This is a genomic window from Streptomyces sp. HmicA12 (assembly GCF_000373565.1).
Classification (GTDB): domain Bacteria; phylum Actinomycetota; class Actinomycetes; order Streptomycetales; family Streptomycetaceae; genus Streptomyces.
Window position 1 is genome coordinate 128,686 of the sequence record NZ_KB891797.1, and the last position, 22,822, is coordinate 151,507.

General features: G+C 72.4%; 22 protein-coding genes. 11 read left to right on the forward strand and 11 right to left on the reverse strand.

The annotated features are described in order from the left end of the window. Positions 1-58 precede the first annotated feature (58 nt). The 3 genes from B072_RS0100680 to B072_RS0100690 form a co-directional block, all read right to left on the reverse strand. The gene (locus B072_RS0100680; protein ID WP_018528001.1) at positions 59-559 is read right to left on the reverse strand and encodes a hypothetical protein; all 501 of its coding nucleotides are present in this window, start codon (positions 557-559) and stop codon (positions 59-61) included. A gap of 34 nt (positions 560-593) precedes the next feature. Beyond that, positions 594-1,238 carry a response regulator gene (locus tag B072_RS0100685; RefSeq protein WP_018528002.1) on the reverse strand — a complete coding sequence of 215 codons (645 nt, stop codon included), beginning with the start codon at positions 1,236-1,238 and terminating at the stop codon, positions 594-596. 178 nt (positions 1,239-1,416) lie between these two features. Then, positions 1,417-2,553: a sensor histidine kinase gene (locus tag B072_RS0100690; protein WP_106432790.1), complete on the reverse strand. Its 1,137-nt coding sequence runs from the start codon at positions 2,551-2,553 to the stop codon at positions 1,417-1,419. Positions 2,554-2,891: 338 nt separating this feature from the next. Between B072_RS0100690 and B072_RS0100695 the strand changes: the two genes are divergently transcribed. From B072_RS0100695 to B072_RS0100710, 4 genes are all read left to right on the forward strand, one after another. Further along, positions 2,892-3,443: a GlcG/HbpS family heme-binding protein gene (locus B072_RS0100695; RefSeq protein WP_026245321.1), complete on the forward strand. Its 552-nt coding sequence runs from the start codon at positions 2,892-2,894 to the stop codon at positions 3,441-3,443. Between the two features lie 218 nt (positions 3,444-3,661). Beyond that, complete coding sequence (locus B072_RS0100700) at positions 3,662-4,255, forward strand: ankyrin repeat domain-containing protein (protein WP_018528005.1); 594 nt, start codon at positions 3,662-3,664, stop codon at positions 4,253-4,255. Next, positions 4,252-5,388 carry an SMP-30/gluconolactonase/LRE family protein gene (locus B072_RS0100705; RefSeq protein ID WP_018528006.1) on the forward strand — a complete coding sequence of 379 codons (1,137 nt, stop codon included), beginning with the start codon at positions 4,252-4,254 and terminating at the stop codon, positions 5,386-5,388. Before B072_RS0100700 ends, B072_RS0100705 begins: the two co-directional genes overlap by 4 nt. Positions 5,389-5,436: 48 nt before the next feature. Further along, positions 5,437-6,828 (forward strand): M1 family metallopeptidase, encoded by a 1,392-nt coding sequence (locus B072_RS0100710; protein ID WP_018528007.1) that lies wholly within the window; start codon positions 5,437-5,439, stop codon positions 6,826-6,828. 7 nt (positions 6,829-6,835) lie between these two features. On the opposite strand, the gene B072_RS0100715 is transcribed toward B072_RS0100710, so the two are convergent. After that, positions 6,836-7,354 (reverse strand): GNAT family N-acetyltransferase, encoded by a 519-nt coding sequence (locus B072_RS0100715; RefSeq protein WP_018528008.1) that lies wholly within the window; start codon positions 7,352-7,354, stop codon positions 6,836-6,838. Between the two features lie 243 nt (positions 7,355-7,597). On the opposite strand from B072_RS0100715, the gene B072_RS0100725 reads away from it, so the two are divergent. Beyond that, entirely contained in the window at positions 7,598-8,215 is a 618-nt protein-coding gene (locus B072_RS0100725; protein ID WP_018528010.1) for a LysE family transporter, read from the forward strand. A 78-nt stretch (positions 8,216-8,293) separates the two neighbouring features. On the opposite strand, the gene B072_RS0100730 is transcribed toward B072_RS0100725, so the two are convergent. Next, complete coding sequence (locus B072_RS0100730) at positions 8,294-8,869, reverse strand: TerD family protein (RefSeq protein ID WP_018528011.1); 576 nt, start codon at positions 8,867-8,869, stop codon at positions 8,294-8,296. 175 nt (positions 8,870-9,044) lie between these two features. On the opposite strand from B072_RS0100730, the gene arfB reads away from it, so the two are divergent. After that, positions 9,045-9,470: an alternative ribosome rescue aminoacyl-tRNA hydrolase ArfB gene (gene arfB / locus B072_RS0100735; RefSeq protein WP_018528012.1), complete on the forward strand. Its 426-nt coding sequence runs from the start codon at positions 9,045-9,047 to the stop codon at positions 9,468-9,470. 179 nt (positions 9,471-9,649) lie between these two features. Here the strand turns inward: arfB and B072_RS0100740 are convergent, their stop codons facing one another. Continuing rightward, positions 9,650-10,237, reverse strand: coding sequence for a flavin reductase family protein (locus B072_RS0100740; protein ID WP_199790994.1), 588 nt, complete (start codon positions 10,235-10,237; stop codon positions 9,650-9,652). 359 nt (positions 10,238-10,596) lie between these two features. Here B072_RS0100740 and cdgB point away from each other — a divergent pair, with 359 nt between their 5' ends. Together cdgB and B072_RS0100750 are read left to right on the forward strand one after the other, a co-directional pair. Continuing rightward, complete coding sequence (gene cdgB, locus B072_RS0100745; RefSeq protein WP_018528014.1) at positions 10,597-12,309, forward strand: diguanylate cyclase CdgB; 1,713 nt, start codon at positions 10,597-10,599, stop codon at positions 12,307-12,309. Positions 12,310-12,430: 121 nt separating this feature from the next. Then, positions 12,431-13,390: a carbohydrate-binding protein gene (locus B072_RS0100750; protein ID WP_018528015.1), complete on the forward strand. Its 960-nt coding sequence runs from the start codon at positions 12,431-12,433 to the stop codon at positions 13,388-13,390. A 15-nt stretch (positions 13,391-13,405) separates the two neighbouring features. Here B072_RS0100750 and B072_RS0100755 read toward each other — a convergent pair whose 3' ends face one another. From B072_RS0100755 to B072_RS42140, 3 genes are all read right to left on the reverse strand, one after another. Beyond that, positions 13,406-14,335 (reverse strand): 1-phosphofructokinase family hexose kinase, encoded by a 930-nt coding sequence (locus B072_RS0100755; protein WP_018528016.1) that lies wholly within the window; start codon positions 14,333-14,335, stop codon positions 13,406-13,408. Between the two features lie 124 nt (positions 14,336-14,459). Further along, the gene (gene nagA / locus B072_RS0100760; protein ID WP_026245322.1) at positions 14,460-15,596 is read right to left on the reverse strand and encodes an N-acetylglucosamine-6-phosphate deacetylase; all 1,137 of its coding nucleotides are present in this window, start codon (positions 15,594-15,596) and stop codon (positions 14,460-14,462) included. Continuing rightward, positions 15,596-16,564: an ROK family protein gene (locus B072_RS42140; protein ID WP_043243048.1), complete on the reverse strand. Its 969-nt coding sequence runs from the start codon at positions 16,562-16,564 to the stop codon at positions 15,596-15,598. Before B072_RS42140 ends, nagA begins: the two co-directional genes overlap by 1 nt. 217 nt (positions 16,565-16,781) lie before the next feature. Here B072_RS42140 and B072_RS0100770 point away from each other — a divergent pair, with 217 nt between their 5' ends. From B072_RS0100770 to otsB, 3 genes are read left to right on the forward strand one after another with little or no spacing between them, the layout of a single operon-like run. After that, entirely contained in the window at positions 16,782-17,993 is a 1,212-nt protein-coding gene (locus B072_RS0100770) for an ABC transporter substrate-binding protein (RefSeq protein WP_051127074.1), read from the forward strand. Between the two features lie 10 nt (positions 17,994-18,003). Beyond that, a complete protein-coding gene (locus B072_RS0100775; protein WP_018528020.1) occupies positions 18,004-18,240 on the forward strand; it encodes a DUF3263 domain-containing protein in 237 nt (78 codons plus the stop codon). A gap of 49 nt (positions 18,241-18,289) precedes the next feature. Then, positions 18,290-19,114, forward strand: coding sequence for a trehalose-phosphatase (gene otsB / locus B072_RS0100780; protein ID WP_026245323.1), 825 nt, complete (start codon positions 18,290-18,292; stop codon positions 19,112-19,114). Between the two features lie 214 nt (positions 19,115-19,328). Here the strand turns inward: otsB and B072_RS0100785 are convergent, their stop codons facing one another. Together B072_RS0100785 and B072_RS0100790 are read right to left on the reverse strand one after the other, a co-directional pair. After that, positions 19,329-20,717: an alpha,alpha-trehalose-phosphate synthase (UDP-forming) gene (locus tag B072_RS0100785; protein WP_018528022.1), complete on the reverse strand. Its 1,389-nt coding sequence runs from the start codon at positions 20,715-20,717 to the stop codon at positions 19,329-19,331. An 88-nt stretch (positions 20,718-20,805) separates the two neighbouring features. Beyond that, positions 20,806-22,800: a DUF11 domain-containing protein gene (locus B072_RS0100790; protein ID WP_018528023.1), complete on the reverse strand. Its 1,995-nt coding sequence runs from the start codon at positions 22,798-22,800 to the stop codon at positions 20,806-20,808. Positions 22,801-22,822 lie beyond the last annotated feature (22 nt).

Sequence of the window (22,822 nt, forward strand, 5' to 3'; positions counted from 1 at the left end):
GGGCAGGAGGGACTTCACGGACAGGCCCTGGGCGCCCGCGTCCGTTCCGGGGTGCCGGTCACTTCGTCCGGGGGAAGCGGCCCTGCAGGTCCCAGATCGCCGGGTTGTCCGCCAGGTCCTCGTGCATGTCCGTGAGGTCGGCGATCAGGTCGTGCAGGAAGTCCCGTGCCTCGCGGCGCAGTTCGGAGTGGGAGAAGGTCAGCGGGGGCTCGTCGCCCGGCATCCAGTCGGCCTCGATGTCGACCCAGCCGAAGCGCCGCTCGAAGAGCATGCGGTCGGTGGACTCGGTGAAGTCCAGATCGGCGTACTGGGGCGTCGCGCTGCGGCTGCCGCGCGGGTCCTTGTCCACCTGCTCGACGATGTCGCACAGCGCCCACGCGAAGTCGAGCACCGGCACCCATCCCCAGGCTGTGGACAGCTCCCGGTCGGCCTTGGTGTCGGCCAGGTACACGTCGCCGCAGAACAGGTCGTGGCGCAGCGCGTGGACGTCCGCGCGCCGGTAGTCCGTCTGCGGCGGGTCCGGGAAGCGGCGGGAGAGGGCGTAACCGATGTCGAGCACGGGGTCGATGGTGTCATGCCCGCGGCCGCCCGGCTCAGGGCAGCAGCCGCTGCTCCTTCGCCACCGCCACCGCGCCGGCCCGGGTGTCGACGCCGAGCTTGTCGTAGATCCGGCCCAGGTGCGTCTTGACCGTGGCCTCGCTGATGAACAGGGCCTTGGCGATCTCCCGGTTGCCCAGGCCGTGCGCGAGCTGGGCCAGGATGTCGCGCTCGCGGTCGGTGAGGGTGGGGCGGGGGCTGCGCATGTTGGCCATGACGCGGCTCGCGACCGGCGCGGAGAGGGTGGTGCGGCCCTGGGCCGCGGCGTGGATCGCGGCGAAGAGTTCTTCCGGGCGTTCGGCCTTGAGCAGATAGCCGGTGGCGCCGGCCTCGATGGCGCGGGTGATGTCGGAGTCGGTGTCGTACGTGGTCAGGACCAGGACGTGGGGGACGTGGGCGCCGTCCGGCCCCGGGCTCGCGGTGAGGCGGCGGGTCGTTTCGACTCCGTCGATGCCCGGGCCGAGCTGGAGGTCCATCAGGACGACGTCCGGGTGGAGTTTCGCGGCGAGCGCGAGGGCTTCTTCGCCGGTGCCCGCTTCGCCGACGACCTCGATGTCGTCGGCGCTGTCGAGGAGGGCGAGGAGTCCGGCTCGGACGACCACGTGGTCGTCGCAGAGGATCAGGCGGACCTGGGCTGTCATGCGGGGGGCTCCTCGTCTGGTGCGGCTTTCGTCGTGGCTGGTCGCGCAGTTCCCCGCGCCCCTGTTCGCCTTCGCGTCTGCCGGGTTCCTGTCTCGTGGGCGGGTGCGGGCCGGCGGTCCTGCTGCGCGCAGTTCCCCGCGCCCCTGAGGCATGCGCTGCGCGCAGCCTCCCCATCGCTCAAGGCCCCCGGAGGGGGATCGCTGCGGACAGGACCGTGCCCTCGCCGGGGGCCGATTCGATGGTCAGGGTGCCGCCCAGCTGGCGGACCCGGGCCTGGATCGCCGGAAGCCCGTGCCCCCGTACCCCCGGCGGAGCCGCCGCCGTCGGGTCGAAGCCGTGGCCGTCGTCGGAGACGTCCAGGACGACCTGGTCGTCGAGGAGGGTGAGGGTGAGCGCCGCCGTGGTGGCCCCGGAGTGCTCCCGTACGTTCGCCAGCGCGCCCTGGGCGATGCGCAGCAGGGCCGCCCCGACGCGGTCGGGCAGCCGGTCGAGGGCGCTGCGGTCGCCCGCGTCGACGTGGACGCGGACCGAGAGCCGCTCGCCGGACTCGCGGGCGGCCGCCGTGCGCAGCGCCTCCTCCAGGCCGCGCGCCAGGTCGGCGGGGGCCAGGTCGTGCACGAAGCGGCGGGCCTCGGTGAGGTTGTGCTCGGCGACGGACGCGGCGGTGCGGACATGGGCGCGGGCCTTGACCGGGTCGGACGTCCAGACCCGGTCGGCGGCCTGCAGCAGCATCTGCTGGCTGGACAGGCCCTGCGCGAGGGTGTCGTGGATCTCCATGGACAGCCGCTGGCGCTCGGCGAGCGTGCCCTCGCGGCGCTCGGACGCGGCGAGCTCGCGGCGGGTGCGGATCAGGTCGTCGATGAGGGCGCGCTGCCGGGCCGACTGCCGCTGCATCTGGAGGAAGACGCCGGTGGCGAGCATGGAGACGGCGGGCGGCCCGAGCACCAGGTCCGGGTCCCAGCGCCCGGCGAGCCGCACCTGGGAGGCGACGACCAGGCCGGTGAGGAGCGCGACCAGGAGGAGCGCCGCGCGGATCGGCAGCGTCCGCAGGCCCGTGTAGAAGAGCGGGACCGCGCACCACGCGAAGCTCGGCGCGAGCACGACGAGGACGACGACCACCGCGACCACGAGCCCCAGCCACAGCCGCCGCACCGAGGTGCGCCGCCGCTCGCTGTCACCGGCGATGCCGACGACGTAGAGCACGGCGAGGACGGCGCTGAGGACGACGATCCAGGGCGTGCGCGTGCCGCCCGGGTGACGCAGCAGGAAGCGGGCCAGGGCGACACCGAGCAGCAGGAAGAACGCGGCGTGCATGACGGCGGCCAGCCACCGGGTGTCGGTCGTCCCGGCGTTCTCGTACGACGTCTCGGACGGCGGGGCACTGCGCCTCACGGTCACCTCCTGCACGCTTCTCCACGCCTCCTGCCGGGGCTCCTGCCAGGGCTTCGAACTGGGCAAACACTCCCATTGTCGCGGGCACCCGCGCCCCCGGGGTCAACCGATCGGATGACCCGGGCATCGGCCGCTCGGCCCGCGCCGAGCAGCCGGAACGTCGACGGGTGGGGGCCGGTTCCGGACCCAGGATTGAGTGCAGAAGGAACGAACGCACGAACGAACACCCCGCCTCCCAGGAGTTGAACCCGATGGCTTCCATGAAGAACATGTCCCGCCGTGCCCGTGTCGCCACCGGAGGCGCCGTGCTCGCCGCCGTCGCCGCCGGAACCTTCGGCACGGTCTCCGCGAGCGCCTCGGCCCCGGCCGCCGCGCCCGCCGCGCAGACCGCGAACGTCAAGGGCAACACCACCGCCACGACCACGCACCTGACCCTCGACTCGGCCACCAAGGCCGCCGAGGCCGCGCTGGACGCCGCGAAGAAGGACAACCAGAAGGTCTCCGTCGCCGTCGTCGACCGCAACGGCAACACGATCCTGACCCTGCGCGGCGACGGTGCCGGCCCGCAGTCGTACGAGGCCGCGCAGAAGAAGGCGTTCACCGCCGTCTCCTGGAACGCGCCGACCTCCGAGCTGGCCAAGCGCCTGGAGAACGCCCCGACGCTGAAGGACATCCCCGGCACCCTGTTCCTCGCGGGCGGCGCCCCCGTCACCGCGAAGAACGCCCCGATCGCCGGCATCGGCGTGGCCGGCGCCCCGTCGGGCGACCAGGACGAGAAGTTCGCCCAGGCGGGCGTCGCCGCGCTCGGCTAGACCGGACCGGGCGGGGCTGTACCTCTCCGAGCGGAGAGGTACAGCCCCGCCAGGGGCGCGAGACTGTATCGCTGTGCGGCTCCGCCGCGTGAGCGCGATCAGCCACGATGAACCTGTACCCGCGACGGAAGCCCGACCCCCTACGGCGCGTGGGCCACGGGGCTCCGCCCCGGACCCCGCTCCTCAATCGCCGGAGGGGCTTGACTTGGAGCCCGCCCATGAACGACCACCGCACCCTGCTCGAAGCCGCGGCCCAGGGCGACACGGAGACGGTCCGAGCCGCCCTGGCGACCGGCGCCGATCCCGACCCCCGGGACGAACACCGCCGCACCCCCCTCCTCCTCGCGGCGCTGCACGACCACGTCCCCGCCGCGGCGGAGCTGGTCCGCGCCGGGGCCGACCCGAACGCCCAGGACGACCGTTCCGACAGCCCCTGGCTGGTCACCGGCGTCACCGGCAGCGTCCCCATGATGCGCACGCTGCTCCCGGCGGGCCCCGACCTGAAGGTCACCAACCGCTTCGGCGGCATCTCCCTCATCCCGGCCTCCGAGCGCGGCCACGTCGAGTACGTACGGGCCGTGCTGCGCGAGACCGACATCGACGTCGACCACGTCAACCGCCTCGGCTGGACCGCGCTGCTGGAGGCCGTGATCCTCGGCGACGGCGGCCGCGCGCACCAGGAGATCGTGGAGCTGCTCATCACGGCGGGCGCCACCCACGACCTCCCGGACGGCGACGGCGTCACGCCCCTGGAGCACGCCGAACGCCGCGGATTCACCGAGATCGCGGGCCTGTTGAGGGCCGTACGGTGAAGCGCCTGGCCCTGGCCGCGACGGCCGTGGCCGTCCTGGTGACCGGATGCGCGACGCAGGCGTCCGACAACTCGCCGACCGGCAGGCCGAGTTCGGGAGACAGGTCGCGGCCGAGCGCGACGCCTCAGCCGGACCGTACGACGAAGGCCCCCGGAGCCGCCGCCGGCACCCTCCTCGTCGCCGACTTCGGTGCGGACACGGTCAGCTTCGTCGACCCGGACGAGGGCGTCGTCGACTCCGTGCGGGCGGGCCACGCGCCCTACGGGCTCGTCGTCGGCGACGACGGCCGGGCCTGGGTGGCCACCGCCGAGGGCGTCGCCGTCATCGACACGAAGACCCGTGAGCGCGAGGCGCTCGTCCCGTACGAGACGGACAACCTCGGCCCGGTCACCGACGGCGAGTACCGCGGCGGCGGCATGGGCATCGCCCTCGCGCCCGACGGCGAGCACGTGTACGTCGGGGTCAACGTCCCCGGCGGGAACGGCACGTTGGAGACCGTCGACACCCGCACGCTCAAGGTGACGGACACCGCCGACGTCGGCCGCCGCCCCTTCGACGTGGACGTCTCGCGCGACGGCCGCGAGGTGTACGCGACGGACCACGACTCGTTCGACGTCACCGTGCTCGACACCGACAGCGGCGACACCCGGCGCATCGAGGTCGCCCCGTACGGCACGGAAGGCGGCCTCGGCTCCTGGCTCAAGCCGCACTACGCCGCCGTACGGCCCTCCGACGGCAAGCTGCTGTTCCCCTTCGAGGGCGAGAAGCTCGTCGTCCTCGACCCGGACACCGGCCGCTCCACCATCGAGCGCATGACGGCCGACACCCACCAGCACGGCGTCACGATCACCCCCGACGGCACCCTCCTCGCCGTCGGCACCGGACCCATCGACCCGGCCGAGGACGAGGGCCCGTCCCTGACCGTCCGGACGAAGGACGGCAAGGAGAAGGTGATCCCCCTCGACGGCCCGCACGAGGACGTCGCGGTCTCCGCCGACGGCCGCACGGCCTACGTCACCGGCGGGTTCACCCGCGACGGCTACTGGAACGGCATCACGGTCGTCGACCTCGGCAGCGGCGACACCCGGCGGCTGGCGGCGGGGGAGCGGCCGTTGGGGATCGCTGTCCTGTAGCGACGGCAAGCAGGCATAAGGGCGGATAGAGGGTCATAGGATCGCGGAGTGCGCAGACACTCCCGGTTCCTCGCCCCTGTCGTCCTCCTTGCCGTCACCGCCTGCGGCGGCGGGGTCCACGGCACCCCCGGCGCGGCGGGCCTGCGCGACCCGTACTTCCCCCGGCTCGGCAACGGCGGCTACGACGTCAGCCACTACGCCCTGGACCTCGCCTACGACCCGGACCGCCACCGGCTCACCGGCACGGCGGACATCACCGCGACCGCGCGCAAGGACCTCAGCGCCTTCGACCTCGACCTCCAGGGCCTGACCGTCAGGGATGTCACCGTCGACGGGGAACCGGCCGTGGCCAGCCGCGCCGCCCACGAGCTGACCGTCCGCCCGCACGACGAACTGCCCGACGGCAGCACCTTCCGCACCACCGTCCGCTACTTCGGCGAGCCCGTCACGATCACCGACCCGGACGGCTCCGAGGAGGGCTGGCTGCGCACCGCCGACGGCGCGCTCGGCCTCGGCGAACCGACCGGCTCCATGGCCTGGTTCCCCGGCAACCACCACCCCTCGGACAAGGCCACGTACGACATCACGCTCACCGTTCCCCAGGGCCTCCAGGCCGTCTCCAACGGGGAGTTGACGAGCGAGAGGACCACCTCCGACGGGCGGCGCACCACCACCGTCTGGCACGTGCCGCAGCCGATGGCGAGCTACGTCGCGACCGTGGCGATCGGGAAGTTCGACATCCGGCGCGGCGAGACGGACTCCGGCCTGCCGATCCTCACCGCCGTCGACCCGTACGAGACGGAGGCGAGCGCGAAGGTCCTCGCCCGGCTCCCCGAGGTCGTCGACTGGGAGACGGAGACCTTCGGCGCGTACCCGTTCTCCTCCACGGGCGCGATCGTCGACCGCGAGGGCGACGCCGGGTACGCCCTGGAGACGCAGAACCGCCCCGTCTTCCCCGGCGGCCCCGACCTGGGCACACTCGTCCACGAGATGGCGCACCAGTGGTACGGCGACTCGGTCACCCCGAAGTCCTGGCGCGACATGTGGCTGAACGAGGGCTTCGCCACGTACGCCGAGTGGCTGTGGGACGAGGAGCACGGCGGCGACACCGCCCAGCAGGCCTTCGACGCCCAGTACGCGCGCCCGGCGGGCGCCGACGTCTGGGCCTTCCCGCCCGCCGATCCGCCGAGCGCCGCGCACATCTCCGACACGCCCGTCTACGTGCGCGGCGCGATGGTCCTGCAGAAGATCCGGCAGACGATCGGGGGCGCCAAGTTCCTTACGCTGCTGCGGAGTTGGGCATCCGACCACAAGTACGGCAACGCCGGCACGGACGACTTCACGGCCTACGTCGAACAGCGCAACCCCGGCAAGGAGCAGGCTCTCGCCGGAGTCTGGAAGGACTGGCTCCGCGGGGACGGCAAGCCCGACAGCCCGTGACGGACCGTCACGCGTGCTGTGGGGGCAGTTCCTTGCGCAGGACACGGCACGGCCGGCCCAGCTGCCGGTCGGAGCGCCGGGCGATCTCCACGTAGCCGAGGGCGGTCCAGAAGGCGAGGCCCCTGGGGTTGTTGTCGAGGACGGCGAGCCGGACGGCGGCGCGGCCGTCCGCCCTGAACCGGTTCTCGATCGTGGCCGCCAACTCCCTTCCGTGCCCGGTGCGTTGACGGCTCACGTCGACCAGGAGCAGGCCGATCCACGGGTCGGGGTCGGCCGGGTCCGGATGGTGCGCGAGGGTGAGGGCGACCCCGACGAGGCGGCCCGCTTCGTCCCGGGCCAGCAGCCCCTCGGCGCCGTCCATGGCCGCCTCCTCGGCGAGGGCGGCGGCGACCTGGCCCGGGGTGATGGCGTCGGGGTCGGGGAAGTCGCCGCTCAGGGTGAAGAACTCGCTGTTGGAGGCGTACAGGGTGGTGACCTCCGCGAGGAGGGGGTCGCCGGGTGGGTGGGTGAGGGGGGTGATGTCCACGGGGGAGAGCGTAGAGGTGTGTGGGGGGCGCGGTGGTGTGCCGGGTGCGGCTCTCGTCGTGGTCGCTCCCGCGGTTCCCACCGGACCCGCGGCCGAAAACCCTTTGCGGGGCCGGAGGTCACCGCGCGAACATCCGGGCGTGACCACCACCACGTACACCCCGAGCCACCTGATCGCCCGCACCTCCACCCCGCGGCGACAGCAGCAGGCCACCCCCCACCGGAGGCCGATCCCGCTCGAACGGTGAGCGGGGCCCTGGTCGCCGGGGTGCTCGCCGGGTACGGCATCGCCGTGCCGGTCGGCGCCATCGGGGCCTATCTGGTGTCCCTGACCGCCCGGACGAACCTGCGCACCGGCGCCTGCGCCGCGCTCGGCGTCGCCACCGCCGACGGTCTCTACGCCCTCGTCGCCGTGGCCGGCGGCGCCCCGCTCGCCCCGCTCGTCCGCACCGTCCAGACCCCGCTGCGCTGGGGCGCGGCCGCCGTGCTGCTCGCGCTCGCCGCGCAAGGAGCCGTGCGGGCGCTGCGCCGGCACCGGGACCCGAGCCCGCCCACCGACCCCCAAGTCGCCGTTTCCCGGGCCTACTTGGGTCTCCTCGGCCTTACGCTCCTGAACCCCATGACCGTCATCTACTTCGCGGCGCTGGTGCTCGGCGGCGGCGAGGCCGTCAGCGGCTTCGGACAGCGCGCGGTGTTCGCGGTGGCCGCGTTCGCCGCGTCGGCGAGCTGGCAACTGCTGCTCGCGGGCAGCGGCGCACTGCTCGGCCGCACGCTGGCGGGGCCGCGCGGCCGGCTCGTGACGGCCCTCGCGTCGAGCACGCTGATCGCGGTCCTCGCGGTGCGGCTCGCGCTGTCGGGATAGCCCCGGGCACCCGGACACGCGGACGGGCCCCGGTGTGCACCGGGGCCCGTCCGTCACGCTCCTGCGAGGTCAGGAACCTCAGACGTTCACGCCGAAGTCCTGCGCGATGCCGACCAGGCCCGAGGCGTAGCCCTGGCCGACGGCACGGAACTTCCACTCGGCGCCGTTGCGGTACAGCTCGCCGAAGACCATCGCGGTCTCCGTCGCCGCGTCCTCGGAGAGGTCGTAGCGGGCGATCTCGGTGCCGCCGGCCTGGTTCACGATGCGGATGTACGCGTTGCGGACCTGGCCGAAGTTCTGCGTGCGGGTCTCCGCGTCGTAGATCGAGACCGGGAAGACGATCTTCTCGACGTCGGCGGGCAGCGCCTCGAGGTTGACGTTGATCGCCTCGTCGTCGCCCGCGCCCTCGCCGGAGCGGTTGTCACCGGTGTGCACGATCGACTGGTCCGGCGTCTGCTTGTTGTTGAAGAACACGAAGTGGCCGTCCGAGTAGACCTTGCCCTGCGCGTTCACCGCGATCGCCGAGGCGTCGAGGTCGAAGTCGGTGCCGGTGGTGGTGCGGACGTCCCAGCCGAGGCCCACGGTGACGGCGGTCAGGCCCGGAGCCTCCTTGGTGAGCGAGACGTTGCCACCCTTGGACAGGCTTACAGCCATGGTTCGGGAGTCCCTTCCCTCGTTAAATACGTGCCGTACGGGTGTACGTGCGTAGCCGAAGCTACTCGTACCCCTATGAACGCGAAGCGGGTACCGGAGGTTCCAACTGTCTTTACTTTCTTTACCCGGGTGAAAAGCGAGTGACGGACCGGCCCCGACAGGCGACCATGGACGCATGTCCGGTCCCTATCCCATCCGCGGCGCGGTCGTCCTCCCGGAGGCCGAGCTCGTCTGGCGTTTCTCGCGGTCGTCCGGGCCGGGCGGGCAGCACGTCAACACCAGCGACTCGCAGGTGGAGCTCCGCTTCGACCTGGCCAATACCGAGGCGCTGCCCGAGGTGTGGAAGGCGCGCGCCCTGGAGCGGCTCGCCTCCCGGCTCGTGGACGGCGTCGTCTCCGTCCGCGCCTCCGAGCACCGCTCGCAGTGGCGCAACCGGGAGACGGCGGCCACCCGCCTCGCGGCGCTGCTGGCGGAGGCGACGGCGCCGCCGCCCAAGAAGCGCAGGCCCACGCGGATCCCGCGGGGGATCAACGAGCGCCGCCTGCGCGAGAAGAAGGCCCGCTCCGACACCAAGCGCGGGCGGTCGGGGCGGGACTGGTAGCGGTCTCTCGTCTGCGGGGTGCGGTCGCGTTGCCGAGTGCCGCCCGGTGGGGCTTCTCGCGCAGCGCATGCTTCAGGGGCGCGGGGCCGGGTCGGTCAGCGGCTTCGCCGCGGGGCGCGACCTGGCCACGACGAAACGCGCGCCCGGCAACGCATGAGCAACCCCGCACCCGGCGACGCCTACTCCAGCCCCCGGTACCGCCCCCGGAAGTACATCAGCGGTCCCCCGTCCGCGCTGGGCAGCGTGGCGCCGAGGACCCGGCCGATGTAGAGGGTGTGGTCCCCGGCCACGACCCGCTGTTCCGTCCGGCACTCCAGTGTCGCGAGCGCCCCGCCCACCAGCGGAGCGCAGGTGTGCTCGCCGCGTGCGTACGCGATGTCCTCGAAGAGGAGCCGGTCGCTGATGCGGCCCTTCATGGCGAAGCGGCCCGCGATGTGGCTCTGGGACTCCGTGAGGAGCGACACCGCCCACAGGGGCTGCTCGTCGAGGAGGTCGTCCATGCGGGAGTCGTTGCGGAGCGAGACCATCACCAGGGGCGGGTCCAGCGAGACCGACATGAAGGCCGTCGCCGTCATGCCCGCGTCCTCGCCGGGCGGCGCCGTGGGGTCGTCGGGGTCCAGGGTGGGCTCGTGCGCGGTCAGCAGGACGACGCCCGCGGCGAGGCGGGACAGGGCGGCGCGGAACTCGTCGGTGCTCACCCCCTCAGCATGCCTGGGGGAGGGTGGGACGAGAGGAGGTACGTGAGCGGCAGGGGGAGTCTTCAACACGTTCGAGACGCTAGTCTCGCGGCACCGGGCCCCACATCGGGCCCGCGACCGAGACCGGTCCTAGGACCCTTGGACGAGACAAATGAAACTGTCCGGGTATGGCGCGATTTGGTGTTCGAGGTCCCGTTCCTGTGTTCAGCAAACGCACAGAATGCACCCAGAAATACGCCTCAACCCTTCACTCTCTGCTGTGACTTGAGTCACAGGAGCCATATTTTGTTGACCCTGTGTACCGAGTGGGCAGCGCGCTGTGATTCAGTGGCGGTCGACACTGCGAGATGAACGTGCTGTTGCACGTGCGCGGAGAAAGAGCCGATCAGAATTCTGGAGTGCTGTCGAGGTCTCGGGGAGAACTGAGCATGGAGACCGAGTCGGAGCCCTACGTCCGTCTTGCGACCCTGCGTCAGCTGCACCACGTGATGGCGGACATGAATGCCGCCCGCAGCCTGGCCGACACCCTGCAGACCGTCGCCGACGGCGCGGTGAACGGGCTCGGTTTCGAGCTGGCGTGCGTCAACCTCGTACGACCGGACGGTGACCTCGTCGTCGCCGCCTTCTCCGGGAACTCCGCCGCCGAGGCCCTCATCACCGGCCGGGTCGGCTCCCGCGCCGCCTGGGACCGCCGCCTGAACATGGGCGAGCGCTGGGGCGAGCTGTGCTTCATACCGCACACCGAGGGCTGGATCCTCGACGAGGACGACGTGCCGCAGTGGTTCACGGACGGGCCGCCGCCCCGCTTCGAGGACGAGTGGCACCCCTCCGACCGGCTCTTCGCCCCGATGTACGCGACCGGCGCCGCCGGCGGCGAACTGATCGGCGTGATCTCCGTGGACCGCCCGCGCAACGGGCGGATACCCGGCGCCTGGGGCCGCGAGGCCCTGCAGATGTACGCCTTCCAGGCCGCCATCGCCATCAGCAACGCCCGGCTGCGCGCCAACATGCAGCGCGCCCTCGTCCGCCTGGAGCGCGAGCAGCAGGCCTTGCGCGCCAGCGAGGAGAGCTTCCGGCAGGCCTTCGAGTACGCGCCCTCCGGCATGGCCATCGCCGAGCTGGGCGGCGACGACCGCGGCCGGATCCTGCGGACCAACGACGCGCTGTGCCGGCTCCTCGGCCGCCCCGCCTCCGCCATGCGCCGCTACTCCTTCTCCGACCTCGTGCACCCCGAGGACATCGGCACCCTGCTGCGCACCTCCGCCGAGGGCGGCCGCGCGGAGCTGCGGCTCGGCCGCCGCGACGGCACGTACGTCTGGGTCTCCCTGCGGAACTCGGTGGTGGCCGACGCCGCCGACGGGCCGCGCTTCCTGCTCACCCACGTCGAGGACATCGAGGAGCGCAAGCGCCGCGAGCTGCAGCTCGCCCACCGCGCCTCGCACGACTCCCTGACCGGCCTGCCGAACTCGGCGGAGCTGCGCTCGCGGCTCTCCGCCCGGCTGTGCCGCCGCCCGCAGGACGCCCTGCCCAGCGCCATCGACTCCCTCGACGCGGCCTACGGCGACCACGTGGGCGGCAGCGGCGGGACCCTCGACACCCACGGCCACGGCTTCGACTACGGCGCCGCCCTGCACCGGACCGGACATCCCTCGGGCCTGTACGAGGGGTACGCGGACTACGAGGGGTTCGACCACCACGTCCACGTGATCGCGCCGGGCGGCGACGAGACGAGCGACGACGGCACCAAGGGGCTCGCGGTCCTCTTCTGCGACCTGGACGGCTTCAAGTCCATCAACGACCGGTTCGGGCACAACGCGGGCGACGCCGTCCTCATCGAGGTCGCCCGGCGTCTCACCAGCGGTGTGCGGGACGGGGACACGGTGGCCCGGCTCGGCGGCGACGAGTTCGTGGTGCTCGCCGACGGCCTCGGCCGCGCCGACGCACAGGACCTCGCCGTCCGCCTGCGGAACGCCATCATTCCCCCGATCCGGGTGGACGGCCGGGCGGTCCGGGTGGGGGCGAGTTTCGGCATCGGCTGGGCCCACTGCGGCATGACGGCCGAAGAAGTACTGCAATCCGCTGACCAGCGGATGTACGTGGAGAAAAGATCACGTGCGAAGCAGCACCGCCGCGCAGGCTGAGACCTGGGGCCACCTGCGGCGGCGCATATTCTCATCCACCTGTGAGGTCAAGGCCACTCCTTGGGGTCACTCGCAGCGGGTACGCTCGCCCCGGTAAGCAACGTGTAGGGAGTGATCAGGGATGGCGCCCGGCAACAACGGCGCGAGCACCACGCCCGAGGACGACGATCCGTTCGGCTATCTGTACGCCGACGGGCAGGCGGCCGGGGCGACCCCGCCGGACGGCGGGGGCGGCGGCTACGGCTACCCGAATCCCCGGTCATCCCGTTCCTCGTACCACCAGGTCCGTACCGTCGGCGAGCGCCAGTACGGGCAGCAGCAGGTCCCGCCGCAGCAGCAGACCGCCGCGTACCACCAGCCGAACGCGCACTACCAGGCTCCCGAGACGATGCCCGGCGGCGGTGCCCCCACCCAGCCCGGCGCGCCGCAGCCCCGGCGCGGGGGCGGTGGCCGCGGTCCCAACACCAAGGCGCTGCTGATCGGCGCGGTCGCCGTCGTCGCGGCCGTGATCATCGGCATCGGCATCGCCATGCTCAGCAACGGCTCGGACGACGACAGCAAGGGCGACGAGGCGGGCGGCAAGCCGTCCGGCGACTCGCAGAGCGTGCGGCCGAGCGAGACCGCGTCGCCGTCCGCCTCCGCCGACCCGGTCGACCTGCCGAAGACCGACGCGAAGTCGCTGACCCTGGCCGGCGGCACGTCCGTCGCCTCGGACGTCAAGGGCGCGGACGCCGCCGGGGGCCAGTACGTCGCGGGCTTCAACAAGGTGGGCGCGAGCCTGACCTGGACGGTCAACGACATCCCGAAGGACGCCTCGTACAGCCTGCGCGTGAAGTACGGCGTGCCCGGCAAGGACGCCGACGCCACGGTCTCCGTCAACGGCACGAAGCAGACCCGGCCGCTCAACATGACCAACTTCGCCCACGCCAAGGAAGGCGACTGGGAGCACGGCTGGACCAACACCTACGCCGTCGTCCAGCTCACCAAGGGCACGAACGCGATCACGGTCTCCTGCGAGCAGGGCAACAAGTGTGACGCGAACTTCGACCAGATGTGGCTCGTCGAGGGCACCAACGGCTGAGGACGGGCGCGGCGGCTAGGCCGCGCTCGCCCGCTCCGTCACCGTCACCTTCGCCACCAGGTCGTCGTACGTCTCGCGGTCGAACTCGCCCGCCACCGGCGCCAGCACCGTCGCCGCCGACAGCGCCACCGCGCGGGCCAGGCGCTGCGGCCACGGCAGGTGTTCCACATGGCCGGAGAGCAGGCCCGCCACCGCCGAGTCGCCGGCGCCCGTGGGATTGCCGGTCAGCCGGTCGGGGGCCGGGGCGCGCCAGGTGCCGTCGGGCGTGAGGGCGCACAGCCCGTCCGCGCCGAGCGAGGCGACCACGGTGCGGGCGCCGCGCCTGCGGGCGTCCTTCATGGCCTGCAACGGCTCGTGGGAGCCGGTGAGTTCGGCCAGCTCGTCCGCGTTCGGCTTGACCAGGTCGGGGCGGGCGGCCACACCCCGGCGCAGCGGCTCGCCGCTGGTGTCGAGGAGGACCGGCACCGAGGCGGCCCGCGCGGCCCGCACCAGCGTCGCGTACGCGCCGACCGGGACGCCCGGCGGGAGGCTGCCGCACAGGGCCACCGCGGAGGCGGAGCCGAGCAGCTGCCCGTACGCCTCCTGGAAGGCCGCCCACTCGGCGGGGGTGATCAGCGGGCCCGGCTCGTTGAGCTGGGTCGTGTCGCCGGTCGAGGAGTCCACCACGGCGACTGTGCGACGGGTCGAACCGCTGACGGGCACGAGGGCGTCGGAAATCCGCTCGGAGCCCAGGAGTTGATCCTGGACCGTACGTCCCGTCGCGCCGCCCGCGAAGCCCGTGACGGTCACCTCGTGGCCGAGCGCGGCCAGCACCCGGGCGACGTTCAGCCCCTTGCCGCCGGGGCGTTCGATGACCTCGGTGACCCGGTGCGAGGCGTGCGGGCGCAGTGCGGGCACCCGGTACGTGATGTCGAGTGCGGTGTTCAGTGTGACCGTGAGGATCACTGGACCTCACCCCCCGATGGATGCGCGTACGTGACGTACGTACTTTCAGTAACGGGGGCCGATCATGCCAAAGTCAAGGCGGTTGGCCCAGTCCCGGGGTCAACCGCCTTGAAAGGTCCGCGGGTTACGGCTCGACGAGCCACTCGCCGCGGCGCATCACGCCCTTGAGCTCGAACTCCTCGTCCAGGACGACGAGGTCGGCGTCCTTGCCGGGTTCGAGGGAGCCCACCGTGTCGTACATGCCGAGGAGTCGGGCCGGGTTGGCGCAGAGGGCGCGCACGACGTCCTCGATCGCGAGCCGGTCGACCGTGACCGCCCGCTTGAACGCGCGGTCCAGGGTGAGCGTCGAGCCCGCGATGGAGCCGCCCTCCACCAGGCGGGCCACGGAGTCCTTCACCTCGACCTCCAGCGGGCCGAGCATGTAGCGCCCGTCGCCGAAGCCGGCGGCGTCCATCGCGTCGGTGATGAACGCGACCTTGTCACCGCCCTTGTGGTGGAAGGCGAGTTCGAGGGCGGCCGGGTGCAGGTGCGTGCCGTCGTTGATGAGCTCGACCGTGATCCGCTCGTCCTCCAGGAGCGCGGCGATCGGGCCCGGCGCGCGGTGGCCGAGCGCCGGCATCGCGTTGAACAGGTGCGTGGCGACGGTGGCGCCCGCGTCGATGGCCTCGACCGTCTGCTCGTACGTGGCGTCGGTGTGGCCGATCGCGGCGATCACCCCGTGCTCGGCGAGCAGCCGCACGGAGTCGACGCCGCCGGGCAGCTCGGTGGCGAGCGTGACCATCTTGGCCCGGCCGCGCGCGGCGTCGATCAGCTTGCGGACCTCGGCCGGGTCGGGGTCGCGCAGCAGCGTCTCGTCGTGGGCGCCCTTGCGGCACGGCGAGATGAACGGGCCCTCGAAGTGGATGCCCGCGATCTCGCCCTGCTCGGCGAGCTCGGAGAGCAGGCCCGCGCGCTGGGTGAGGAAGTCCATCTCGCCGGTGACGAAGGACGTGACGACCGTCGTCGTGCCGTGCAGGCGGTGGGTGTGGACGCCCTTGAGGATCTCGTCGACGGTGCCGGAGGTGAAGGACGCGCCGCCACCGCCGTGGTTGTGCATGTCGACGAAGCCGGGCACCACCCAGTGGCCGGCGAGGTCGACGACCTCGGCGTTCTCGGGGGCGCTGCCGGCGATCTTCGTGCCGTCGACGATGACGCGTCCGTCGGTGACGGTCCCGGTGGGCAGTACCACCCGGGCGCCGGCGAGCACCTTTGCTGTGGCCATCAGGCGGTTACCTCCGAGGATCCAGTGGCTGCGGTGTGGTCGAGCTCTACGCGGTCGAGCAGGTCCCAGGCGAGCAGTCCCGCGCCCAGGCACCCGGCGCTGTCCCCGAGGACGGCCGGGACGATCGTGGGCGGCGACTGGAACGTCACGCGCTCGGCGACGGCCGCCCGCAGGGGTGTGAACAAGGTTTCCCCGGCCTCGGCGAGTCCGCCACCGATGATGAGGGTGCGCGGGTCCAGCAGAGTGAGCGCCATGACGAGTCCGTCGGCGAGCGCGTCCACGGCGTCCTGCCAGACCTTGACGGCCCGGCCGTCCCCCGCGTCGACGGCCGCGGCGCAGTCGGCTGCGGTCGCCTTCTCGTCGCCGGTGGCCGCCTGCCAGGCCAGGGTGACGGCGCTCGCGGAGGCGTACCGCTCCAGGCAGCCGCGCTGGCCGCAGCCGCAGTCGATCCCGCCGGGCCGCACGACCACATGGCCGATCTCGCCCGCCGAACCGTGCGCGCCGGGCTCGATGCGGCCCTCGATGCCGATGGCGCCCGCGATCCCGGTGCCCAGCGGCATGAACAGGAAGCGGTCGGCGTCCTTGCCCGCGCCGAGCCGGCCCTCGCCGAGCCCGCCGGTGCGCACGTCGTGCCCGAGGGCGACGGGGATGTCGCCGAGCCGTTCGGTGAGCAGCGCCCGCATGGGCAGGTTCCGCCAGCCGAGGTTGGCGGCGAACACGACGACGCCGGCCTCCTCGTCGACGACCCCGGGCACGGCGACCCCGGCGGCCACGGCGGGCTCGCCGAGGTGCTCCTCCCCGTACGCGCGCAGCTCGGCGGCGAAGCCGAGGATCGTCTCGACGACCGCGTCGCCGCCGCGCTCGCGCTGTGTCGCCCGGCGCGCCTGATGCAGCAGCGTGCCGTCCGCCCCGACCAGGGCGGCCTTCATCCCGGTGCCGCCCACGTCCAGGGCGATGACATGTCTCACGGGGGACAGTGTCGCGCGTCGACCCTTGAGAGGTCTAGTCCACTTGCAGGGATCTTGTACGGGGATGTGCGCACGGCGGCCGGACCAGCCCTGTTGCCGAAGTGAGATCTGGGTGGTGTAGACCTTACGCTCGACTTCCGGATTCCTGAGTACGAGGGTGGGACACACGGTGCAGCGGCACATCACCGGTCTGATCGCGGCGGCGGCCGCACTGGGCATGGCGGGCACGCTCACCGCGTGCGGCGGCGGATCGGGCGACGTGACCCTCAAGCTCGTCGCCGCCGACTACGGGGACTCCTCGGCCAACAACTCCCAGCAGTACTGGGACAAGCTCGCCGCCGCCTTCGAGAAGGACCACCCCGACATCAAGGTCGAGGTCGACGTCTACTCGTGGCAGGACGTCGACAGCAAGGTCAAGGAGATGGTCGACGCGGGCGAGGCCCCCGACATGGCGCAGATCGGCGCGTACGCCGACTACGCCGCCGCGGGCAAGCTCTACTCCGCCGACCAGCTGCTCTCCGTGCCCGTCCAGGCCGACTTCGTCGACGAGATGAGCCAGGCCGGAAAGATCAACGGCACGCAGTACGGCCTGCCCTTCGCCGCCTCCACCCGCCGCCTCTTCTACAACAAGGACCTCTTCGCGAAGGCGCACATCACGCCGCCGAAGACCTGGTCCGAGCTGGTGGCCGACGCCCGCGTGCTCAAGGCGCAGGGCGTCACCTACCCCTTCGCGCTGCCGCTGGGCACCGAGGAGGCGCAGGCCGAGACCCTGATCTGGATGCTCAGCAACGGCGGCGGCTACACCGACAACGTCGGCTCGTACGCCATCGACACCAAGAAGAACGTCCAGGCCCTGAACTGGCTCAGGACCGACCTGGTCGGCAAGGGCCTCACCGGTCCCACCGCCCCCTCGGACCTCAACCGCACCCCCGCCTTCAAGGCGTTCGCCAAGGGCGAGGTCGGCATGATCTCCGGGCACCCCACGCTGATGAACATGGCCAAGGCGCAGGGCGTCGACTACGGCGACGTCGCCATCCCCGGTCCCGGCGGTACGCCCAAGAGCCGGATGGGCGTGAACGACTGGATGATGGCGTTCAAGCAGGGCGGCCACCCCAAGGAGACCGGCGAGTTCCTCGACTACGTCTACAACCGGAAGAACGTCCTCGACTTCTCCCGCGAGTACACGCTGGCGCCCGTCACGGTCTCCGCCTCCGACGCGATGGTGGACTCGTCGCAGGACAAGGCGCTGCGGCCGTTCATCGACGAGCTGGCCGACGCCACGTACTACCCGGCCAACAAGACGTCCTGGCCGCAGGTCAGCGCCCAGATCAAGAAGCGGATCAGCGCCGCCGTCACGGCGAACGGCAGCGCGGCGGCCGTGCTCGGCGGGATCCAGGCCGAGGCGGCGGCCGCGGAGTCCGCCGAGTAGCGTGGCGGGCATGGACTCCCGCCCCCCTCTCGGTGACCGCGAGCGCGCGGTGCTCGCGTTCGAGGGGCGTGGCTTCGCGTCCCCGGGCGCGAAGGAGCGTGCCATCCGGGAGGAGCTGGACCTGGCTCCGGTCCGCTACTTCCAGCTCCTGAACGCCCTGCTGGACGATCCCCGCGCGCTGGAGGCCGCACCGGTCACGGTGAACCGGCTGCGGCGGGTGCGGGACGCCCAGCGCCGGGAGCGTTGAGGCCCGGCCGCTATCGCCCTCAGCCCCGCGGCCCCTTAGGGTCACCCGTATGGACGCCCTACGGACTGTCGCCGGCCGGGACGGAATGGCCGCCATCGTCGCCCGGCCCCAGAAAGCCGTCATCGCGCTCGACTTCGACGGCACGCTCGCCCCGATCGTGCCCGATCCCGAACAGGCCCGCGCCCACCCCGGCGCGGTCCCCGCCCTCGCCGCCCTCGCGCCGCTCGTCGCCTCGGTGGCCGTGATCACCGGCAGGCCGGCCGGGGTCGCGGTGCGGCACGGTGCCTTCGCGGGGGCGCCGGGGCTCGAACACCTGGTGGTCCTCGGGCACTACGGCGCCGAGCGCTGGGACGCCGTCACCGGCACGGTCCACGCTCCCGTCCCGCATCCGGGCGTCGCCTCGGTGCGCGCCGAACTCCCGGGCGTGCTGGGTGAGTTCGGCCTGTGGCACGACACGTACGTGGAGGAGAAGGGGCAGGCCGTCGCGGTGCACACGCGCCGCGCGGGCGACCCGCGGGGGGCGTTCGAGACCCTGAAGGGTCCCCTGAGCGCCCTCGCCGCCCGGCACGGGCTGATCGTCGAGCCCGGCCGCATGGTCCTTGAGCTGCGGCCGCCGGGCGTCGACAAGGGCGTGGCGCTCACCGAGTACGTACGGGAGGTGGGCGCGGAGTCCGTGCTGTACGCGGGTGACGATCTCGGCGACCTGCCCGCGTTCGCGGCGGTGGAGAAGCTGCGGTCGGACGGGGTGCCCGGGGTGCTGGTCGCGGCGGACACGGTGATCACGGAGCTGGCGGACCGGGCGGACCTGGTCCTCGACGGGCCTGCGGGGGTGGTGACCTTGCTGGAACAGCTGGCCCGAGCCGCTGCCGCCTGATCGTCTGTGGCCCGGTGGGGCTTCTCGCGCAGTTCCCCGCGCCCCTGAAGCATGCGCTGCGCGCAGCTTCCCCTCAGGGGCGCGGGGAACTGCGCGAGCAACCACCCACGATCCGCGGCCGCCCGACAAGGGAACGCGCCAGACGCGAGGGCGAAAAGGGGCGCGGGGAACTGCGCGAGAAGCCCCACCGGGCCCGCACCCGACAACGCGCCCCTCAATCCCGCAGCGCCTCCAACTGCTCCAGGAACCACGCGCCGGGCGGCAACGCGGTGGCCGCCGCCGCGAGCCGCTTCGTGCGCTCGACCCGCTCGTCCTCCGGCATGCCCAGCGCCGCGGCCAGCGCATCCGACGTGCCGGACAGGTCGTACGGGTTGACCACGAGCGCGTCCTCGCCCAGCTCCTCGTACGCCCCCGCCTCCCGCGACAGCACCAGCACGCACCCCTCGTCGGAGACGACCGGCACCTCCTTCGCGACGAGGTTCATGCCGTCCCTGACCGGGTTGACCAGCGCCACGTCCGCGAGCCGGTACGCGGCCAGCGAGCGCGCGAAGTCGTCCTTCACGTGCAGCACCACCGGCGTCCAACCCGGAGTCCCGAAGCGGGAGTTGATGGACTCGGCGACCCGTGACACCTCCGCCGTGTAGTCGCGGTACACGGCCAGGTCCTGCCGCGACGGGTACGCGAACGCGACGTGCACCACGTTCTCCCGCCACTCGGGCCGCGACTCCAGCAGCAGCTCGAAGGAGCGCAGCCCGCGCACGATGTTCTTCGACAGCTCGGTGCGGTCCACCCGGACCACGACCTTGCGCCCGGGGCCCACCTGCTCGCGCAGCGCGGCGAGCCGCTCCTCCACGTCGTCGCGGTGCGCCCGCTCGCGCAGGAAGTCCGCGTCGGCGCCGAGCCCGTGCACCCCGATCCGGGTGCCCGACGTGCCCCCGAGAATCCGCGTACAGCACTCGATGAACGCGTCCGCCCAGCGCCGGGTCAGAAAGGCCAGCCGGTCCGCGCCGAGCATGCCGCGCAGCAGCTGCTCGGCGATGTCGTCGGGCAGCATCCGGAAGTAGTCGACGGGCGCCCAGGGGGTGTGCGAGAAGTGCCCGATGCGCAGGTCTTCGCGGAGCTCGCGGAGCATGCCCGGCACCAGCGCCAGGTGGTAGTCCTGGACCACGACCGTCGCGCCCGGCGCCGCCTCTTCCGCCAGCGCCTCGGCGAACGCCCGGTTGTACGCTTCGTAGGACGCCCACCGGCGGCGGAACTCCGGGCCGAACGACGGCTCCAGAGGCGTCTGGTACAGCATGTGGTGGACGAACCACAGCACCGAGTTCGCGATCCCGTTGTACGCGTCCGTGTGCACCTCGGGGTCGATGTCCAGCATGCGTACACCCGGCTCGGTGATCCCGGCGCGCACCGCGGCCCGGTCACCGTCGTCGAGCGCCGCGCACACCCACAGCTTGTCCTCGACGACGCTGAGCGCGGAGACGAGACCGCCGCCGCCGCGCTTCGCCTCGATCCCTGATCCGTCGGGCGAGTCCCCGACGACGTACGAGACGGGGCCGCGGTTGGACGCGACGAGAACCTCAGCAGCACCATGCGTGGAAGCCATACGGGCACGCTAGCCCGACCCGGAAGAATTCAAACGTACGGCCGGACCCCGTTCGGGGTCCGGCCGTATACGAACGCTCCGTCGCGGGTCAGTCCTTGTGCCTGCGGACCGCCGAGAGGATCAGCGCGCCGAGTCCGCACAGGGACACGGCGAGCCCGCCGTACAGCAGGGTGGGGGTGTCCGTGCCGGTCTCGGCCAGCTCGGGGCCCTGCGGGTGGTGCGGCCGGGGCTGGGGAGGCGTGGGCCGGGCCTGGACGCGGCCCACGGTGAAGGTGAGCGTGCACCGCGGGGCGGTGCTGCCCGCCGCGCAGACGCTGTTCGGGATCACCAGTGTGCGCACGACCTTCTCGCCGGGGGTGTTCGGCACCTTGAAGTGCAGCGGCACCTTGACCTGGCCGCCGGGCGGGACCGTGATGTGGTGGGTGCCGTCGTCGTCCTTGACGACCGTCTCCTGTGGGACGGAGGCCGGGTTGCGGATGACGACGGGGACGAGGAGGTCGCCCGGCTTCGGGTTGTCCGGCAGGTCGGGGACGGTGACGTCCAGCGGCGGCGTCGGCTCCGGCTCCTCGATGGTGGGGGCGGCACCGCAGCTCGGGTCGGTGGAGCCGTCGTCGCAGTTGGTGCGCGGGGTGTCGGCGATCACGTTGTTGGTGAGCCTGCCGTCACCGTCGACCGGGTCGTGGACGGTGACGCTGTAGGTGATGGTCGCCGTCCGCCCTTCGGGCACGCTGCCGGTCCAGCTCAGCCGGGGCCGGTCGTACGTGACGGTGCCGATGTTCGCGCTGGCGTCGTTGTTGTACGTCGCGTCGTCGAGCAGGTCGGACAGGTCGTCGGCGAACTTGGCGCCCGGGTAGTCGACGCCGCCGATGTTCTTGGCCGTGACCGTGTACGTCACCTTGTCGCCCGGCCGCACCGTCTTCGGTGACGCGGTCTTGCTGACCTCCAGGTCGGGCACCGGCACCGAGAACGCCAGCGCCGACGGCACGTACGTGTCGCCCCGCGTGCGGAAGGTCAGGTCGGCGGAGGTCGCGCCCTCCGGGATGACACTGGAGGGGATCGTCGCGGTCTTCGCGTCGATGCTGAAGTTGTTGCCCTCGCACGGGTCGAGGCAGCCCTCGGCGCGGCTGTTGAAGAAGTTGTTGGTGCCGCCGCCGCTGTCCGGGTCGGAGATGCGCGTCCCGTTGACCAGGAACGCGTCACCGGTCACGTTCGCGTCGCCCTCGTACGCGGTGACGCTCGCCCGCACGTCCTTGTTGCCCGCGCGGTAGAAGCCGTCGATGCCGATCGTGGTGTCCGGGTCCTTGGACTGCTGGACCACGTGGCCGCCGTAGATGTACACGTTGCGGCGGGTGGGCGCGTACTGCTCGTTGGGGCCGTCGTACTGGTAGACGACGGTCAGCGACCAGCCGCCGACGCAGCCCTTGCCGGTCGGGGCCCAGATGTCGCCGACCGCGACGGGCACCGGGGTGCCGGTGGTGACGCCCGCGAACAGCGCGGTGATGTCGGACTCGGCGGTGTAGTAGTGCGGGCCGCCGACGGCGGCGGGGGTGCGCACCGCGTTCTGCACGGTGGCCCGGGTCTCGGCGCCGCCGCCGACCCTGACCAGCGGCCGGGTGTCCAGCGGGCCGCTGTCGGTGGGCGAGGTGGCGAGGCCCGCGGTGTCGCAGCGCGCGATCTGGTTGTTGCCCAGCTTGTACGTGCCGTCGTTGCCGCCCCAGAACAGGCGGGCGTAGGCGACGGTGGCGCCGGGCGGGATCGTCACCTGGCCGGTGGAGGAGTTCAGGACCCCGGTGCCGAAGCCGGCGGTGTCCGTGTACTGCATGTCGAACTGGTTGTTGTTCTCGGTCGTCGTGCCCGCCTGCGCGGCCAGGCAGCGCGCCGCGTCGTCGGCGGGCGTGGACGGGCACTGCATCACGGTGTTGCCCAGCGTGAGGAAGTCGCCGTAGACGGCCTCGTCGTAGCGCTGGGCGAACGGTTCGACCACGACCGCGGACGCGGGAACGGCCGCGGCGACGAGCGTCGCGGCGGCCGCTGCTGAGGCGGCCAGCGCCGCCAGGGTGCTCTGTACCTGTCTCAGCCACATAAAGGGCAATGTAGGGAAAAGA

Excerpts from the sequence above, each read along its gene's own strand:
- cdgB (WP_018528014.1), top strand. The coding sequence starts at position 10,597 with ATGGAGACCGAGTCGGAGCCCTACGTCCGTCTTGCGACCCTGCGTCAG.
- B072_RS0100770 (WP_051127074.1), top strand. The coding sequence starts at position 16,782 with ATGGCGGGCACGCTCACCGCGTGCGGCGGCGGATCGGGCGACGTGACC.
- B072_RS0100700 (WP_018528005.1), top strand. The coding sequence starts at position 3,662 with ATGAACGACCACCGCACCCTGCTCGAAGCCGCGGCCCAGGGCGACACG.
- arfB (WP_018528012.1), top strand. The coding sequence starts at position 9,045 with ATGTCCGGTCCCTATCCCATCCGCGGCGCGGTCGTCCTCCCGGAGGCC.
- B072_RS0100690 (WP_106432790.1), bottom strand. The coding sequence starts at position 2,553 with ATGCACGCCGCGTTCTTCCTGCTGCTCGGTGTCGCCCTGGCCCGCTTC.
- B072_RS0100785 (WP_018528022.1), bottom strand. The coding sequence starts at position 20,717 with ATGGCTTCCACGCATGGTGCTGCTGAGGTTCTCGTCGCGTCCAACCGC.
- B072_RS0100750 (WP_018528015.1), top strand. The coding sequence starts at position 12,431 with ATGGCGCCCGGCAACAACGGCGCGAGCACCACGCCCGAGGACGACGAT.
- nagA (WP_026245322.1), bottom strand. The coding sequence starts at position 15,596 with ATGGCCACAGCAAAGGTGCTCGCCGGCGCCCGGGTGGTACTGCCCACC.
- B072_RS0100790 (WP_018528023.1), bottom strand. The coding sequence starts at position 22,800 with ATGTGGCTGAGACAGGTACAGAGCACCCTGGCGGCGCTGGCCGCCTCA.
- B072_RS0100730 (WP_018528011.1), bottom strand. The coding sequence starts at position 8,869 with ATGGCTGTAAGCCTGTCCAAGGGTGGCAACGTCTCGCTCACCAAGGAG.
- B072_RS0100775 (WP_018528020.1), top strand. The coding sequence starts at position 18,004 with ATGGACTCCCGCCCCCCTCTCGGTGACCGCGAGCGCGCGGTGCTCGCG.
- B072_RS0100695 (WP_026245321.1), top strand. The coding sequence starts at position 2,892 with ATGAAGAACATGTCCCGCCGTGCCCGTGTCGCCACCGGAGGCGCCGTG.
- B072_RS0100685 (WP_018528002.1), bottom strand. The coding sequence starts at position 1,238 with ATGACAGCCCAGGTCCGCCTGATCCTCTGCGACGACCACGTGGTCGTC.
- otsB (WP_026245323.1), top strand. The coding sequence starts at position 18,290 with ATGGACGCCCTACGGACTGTCGCCGGCCGGGACGGAATGGCCGCCATC.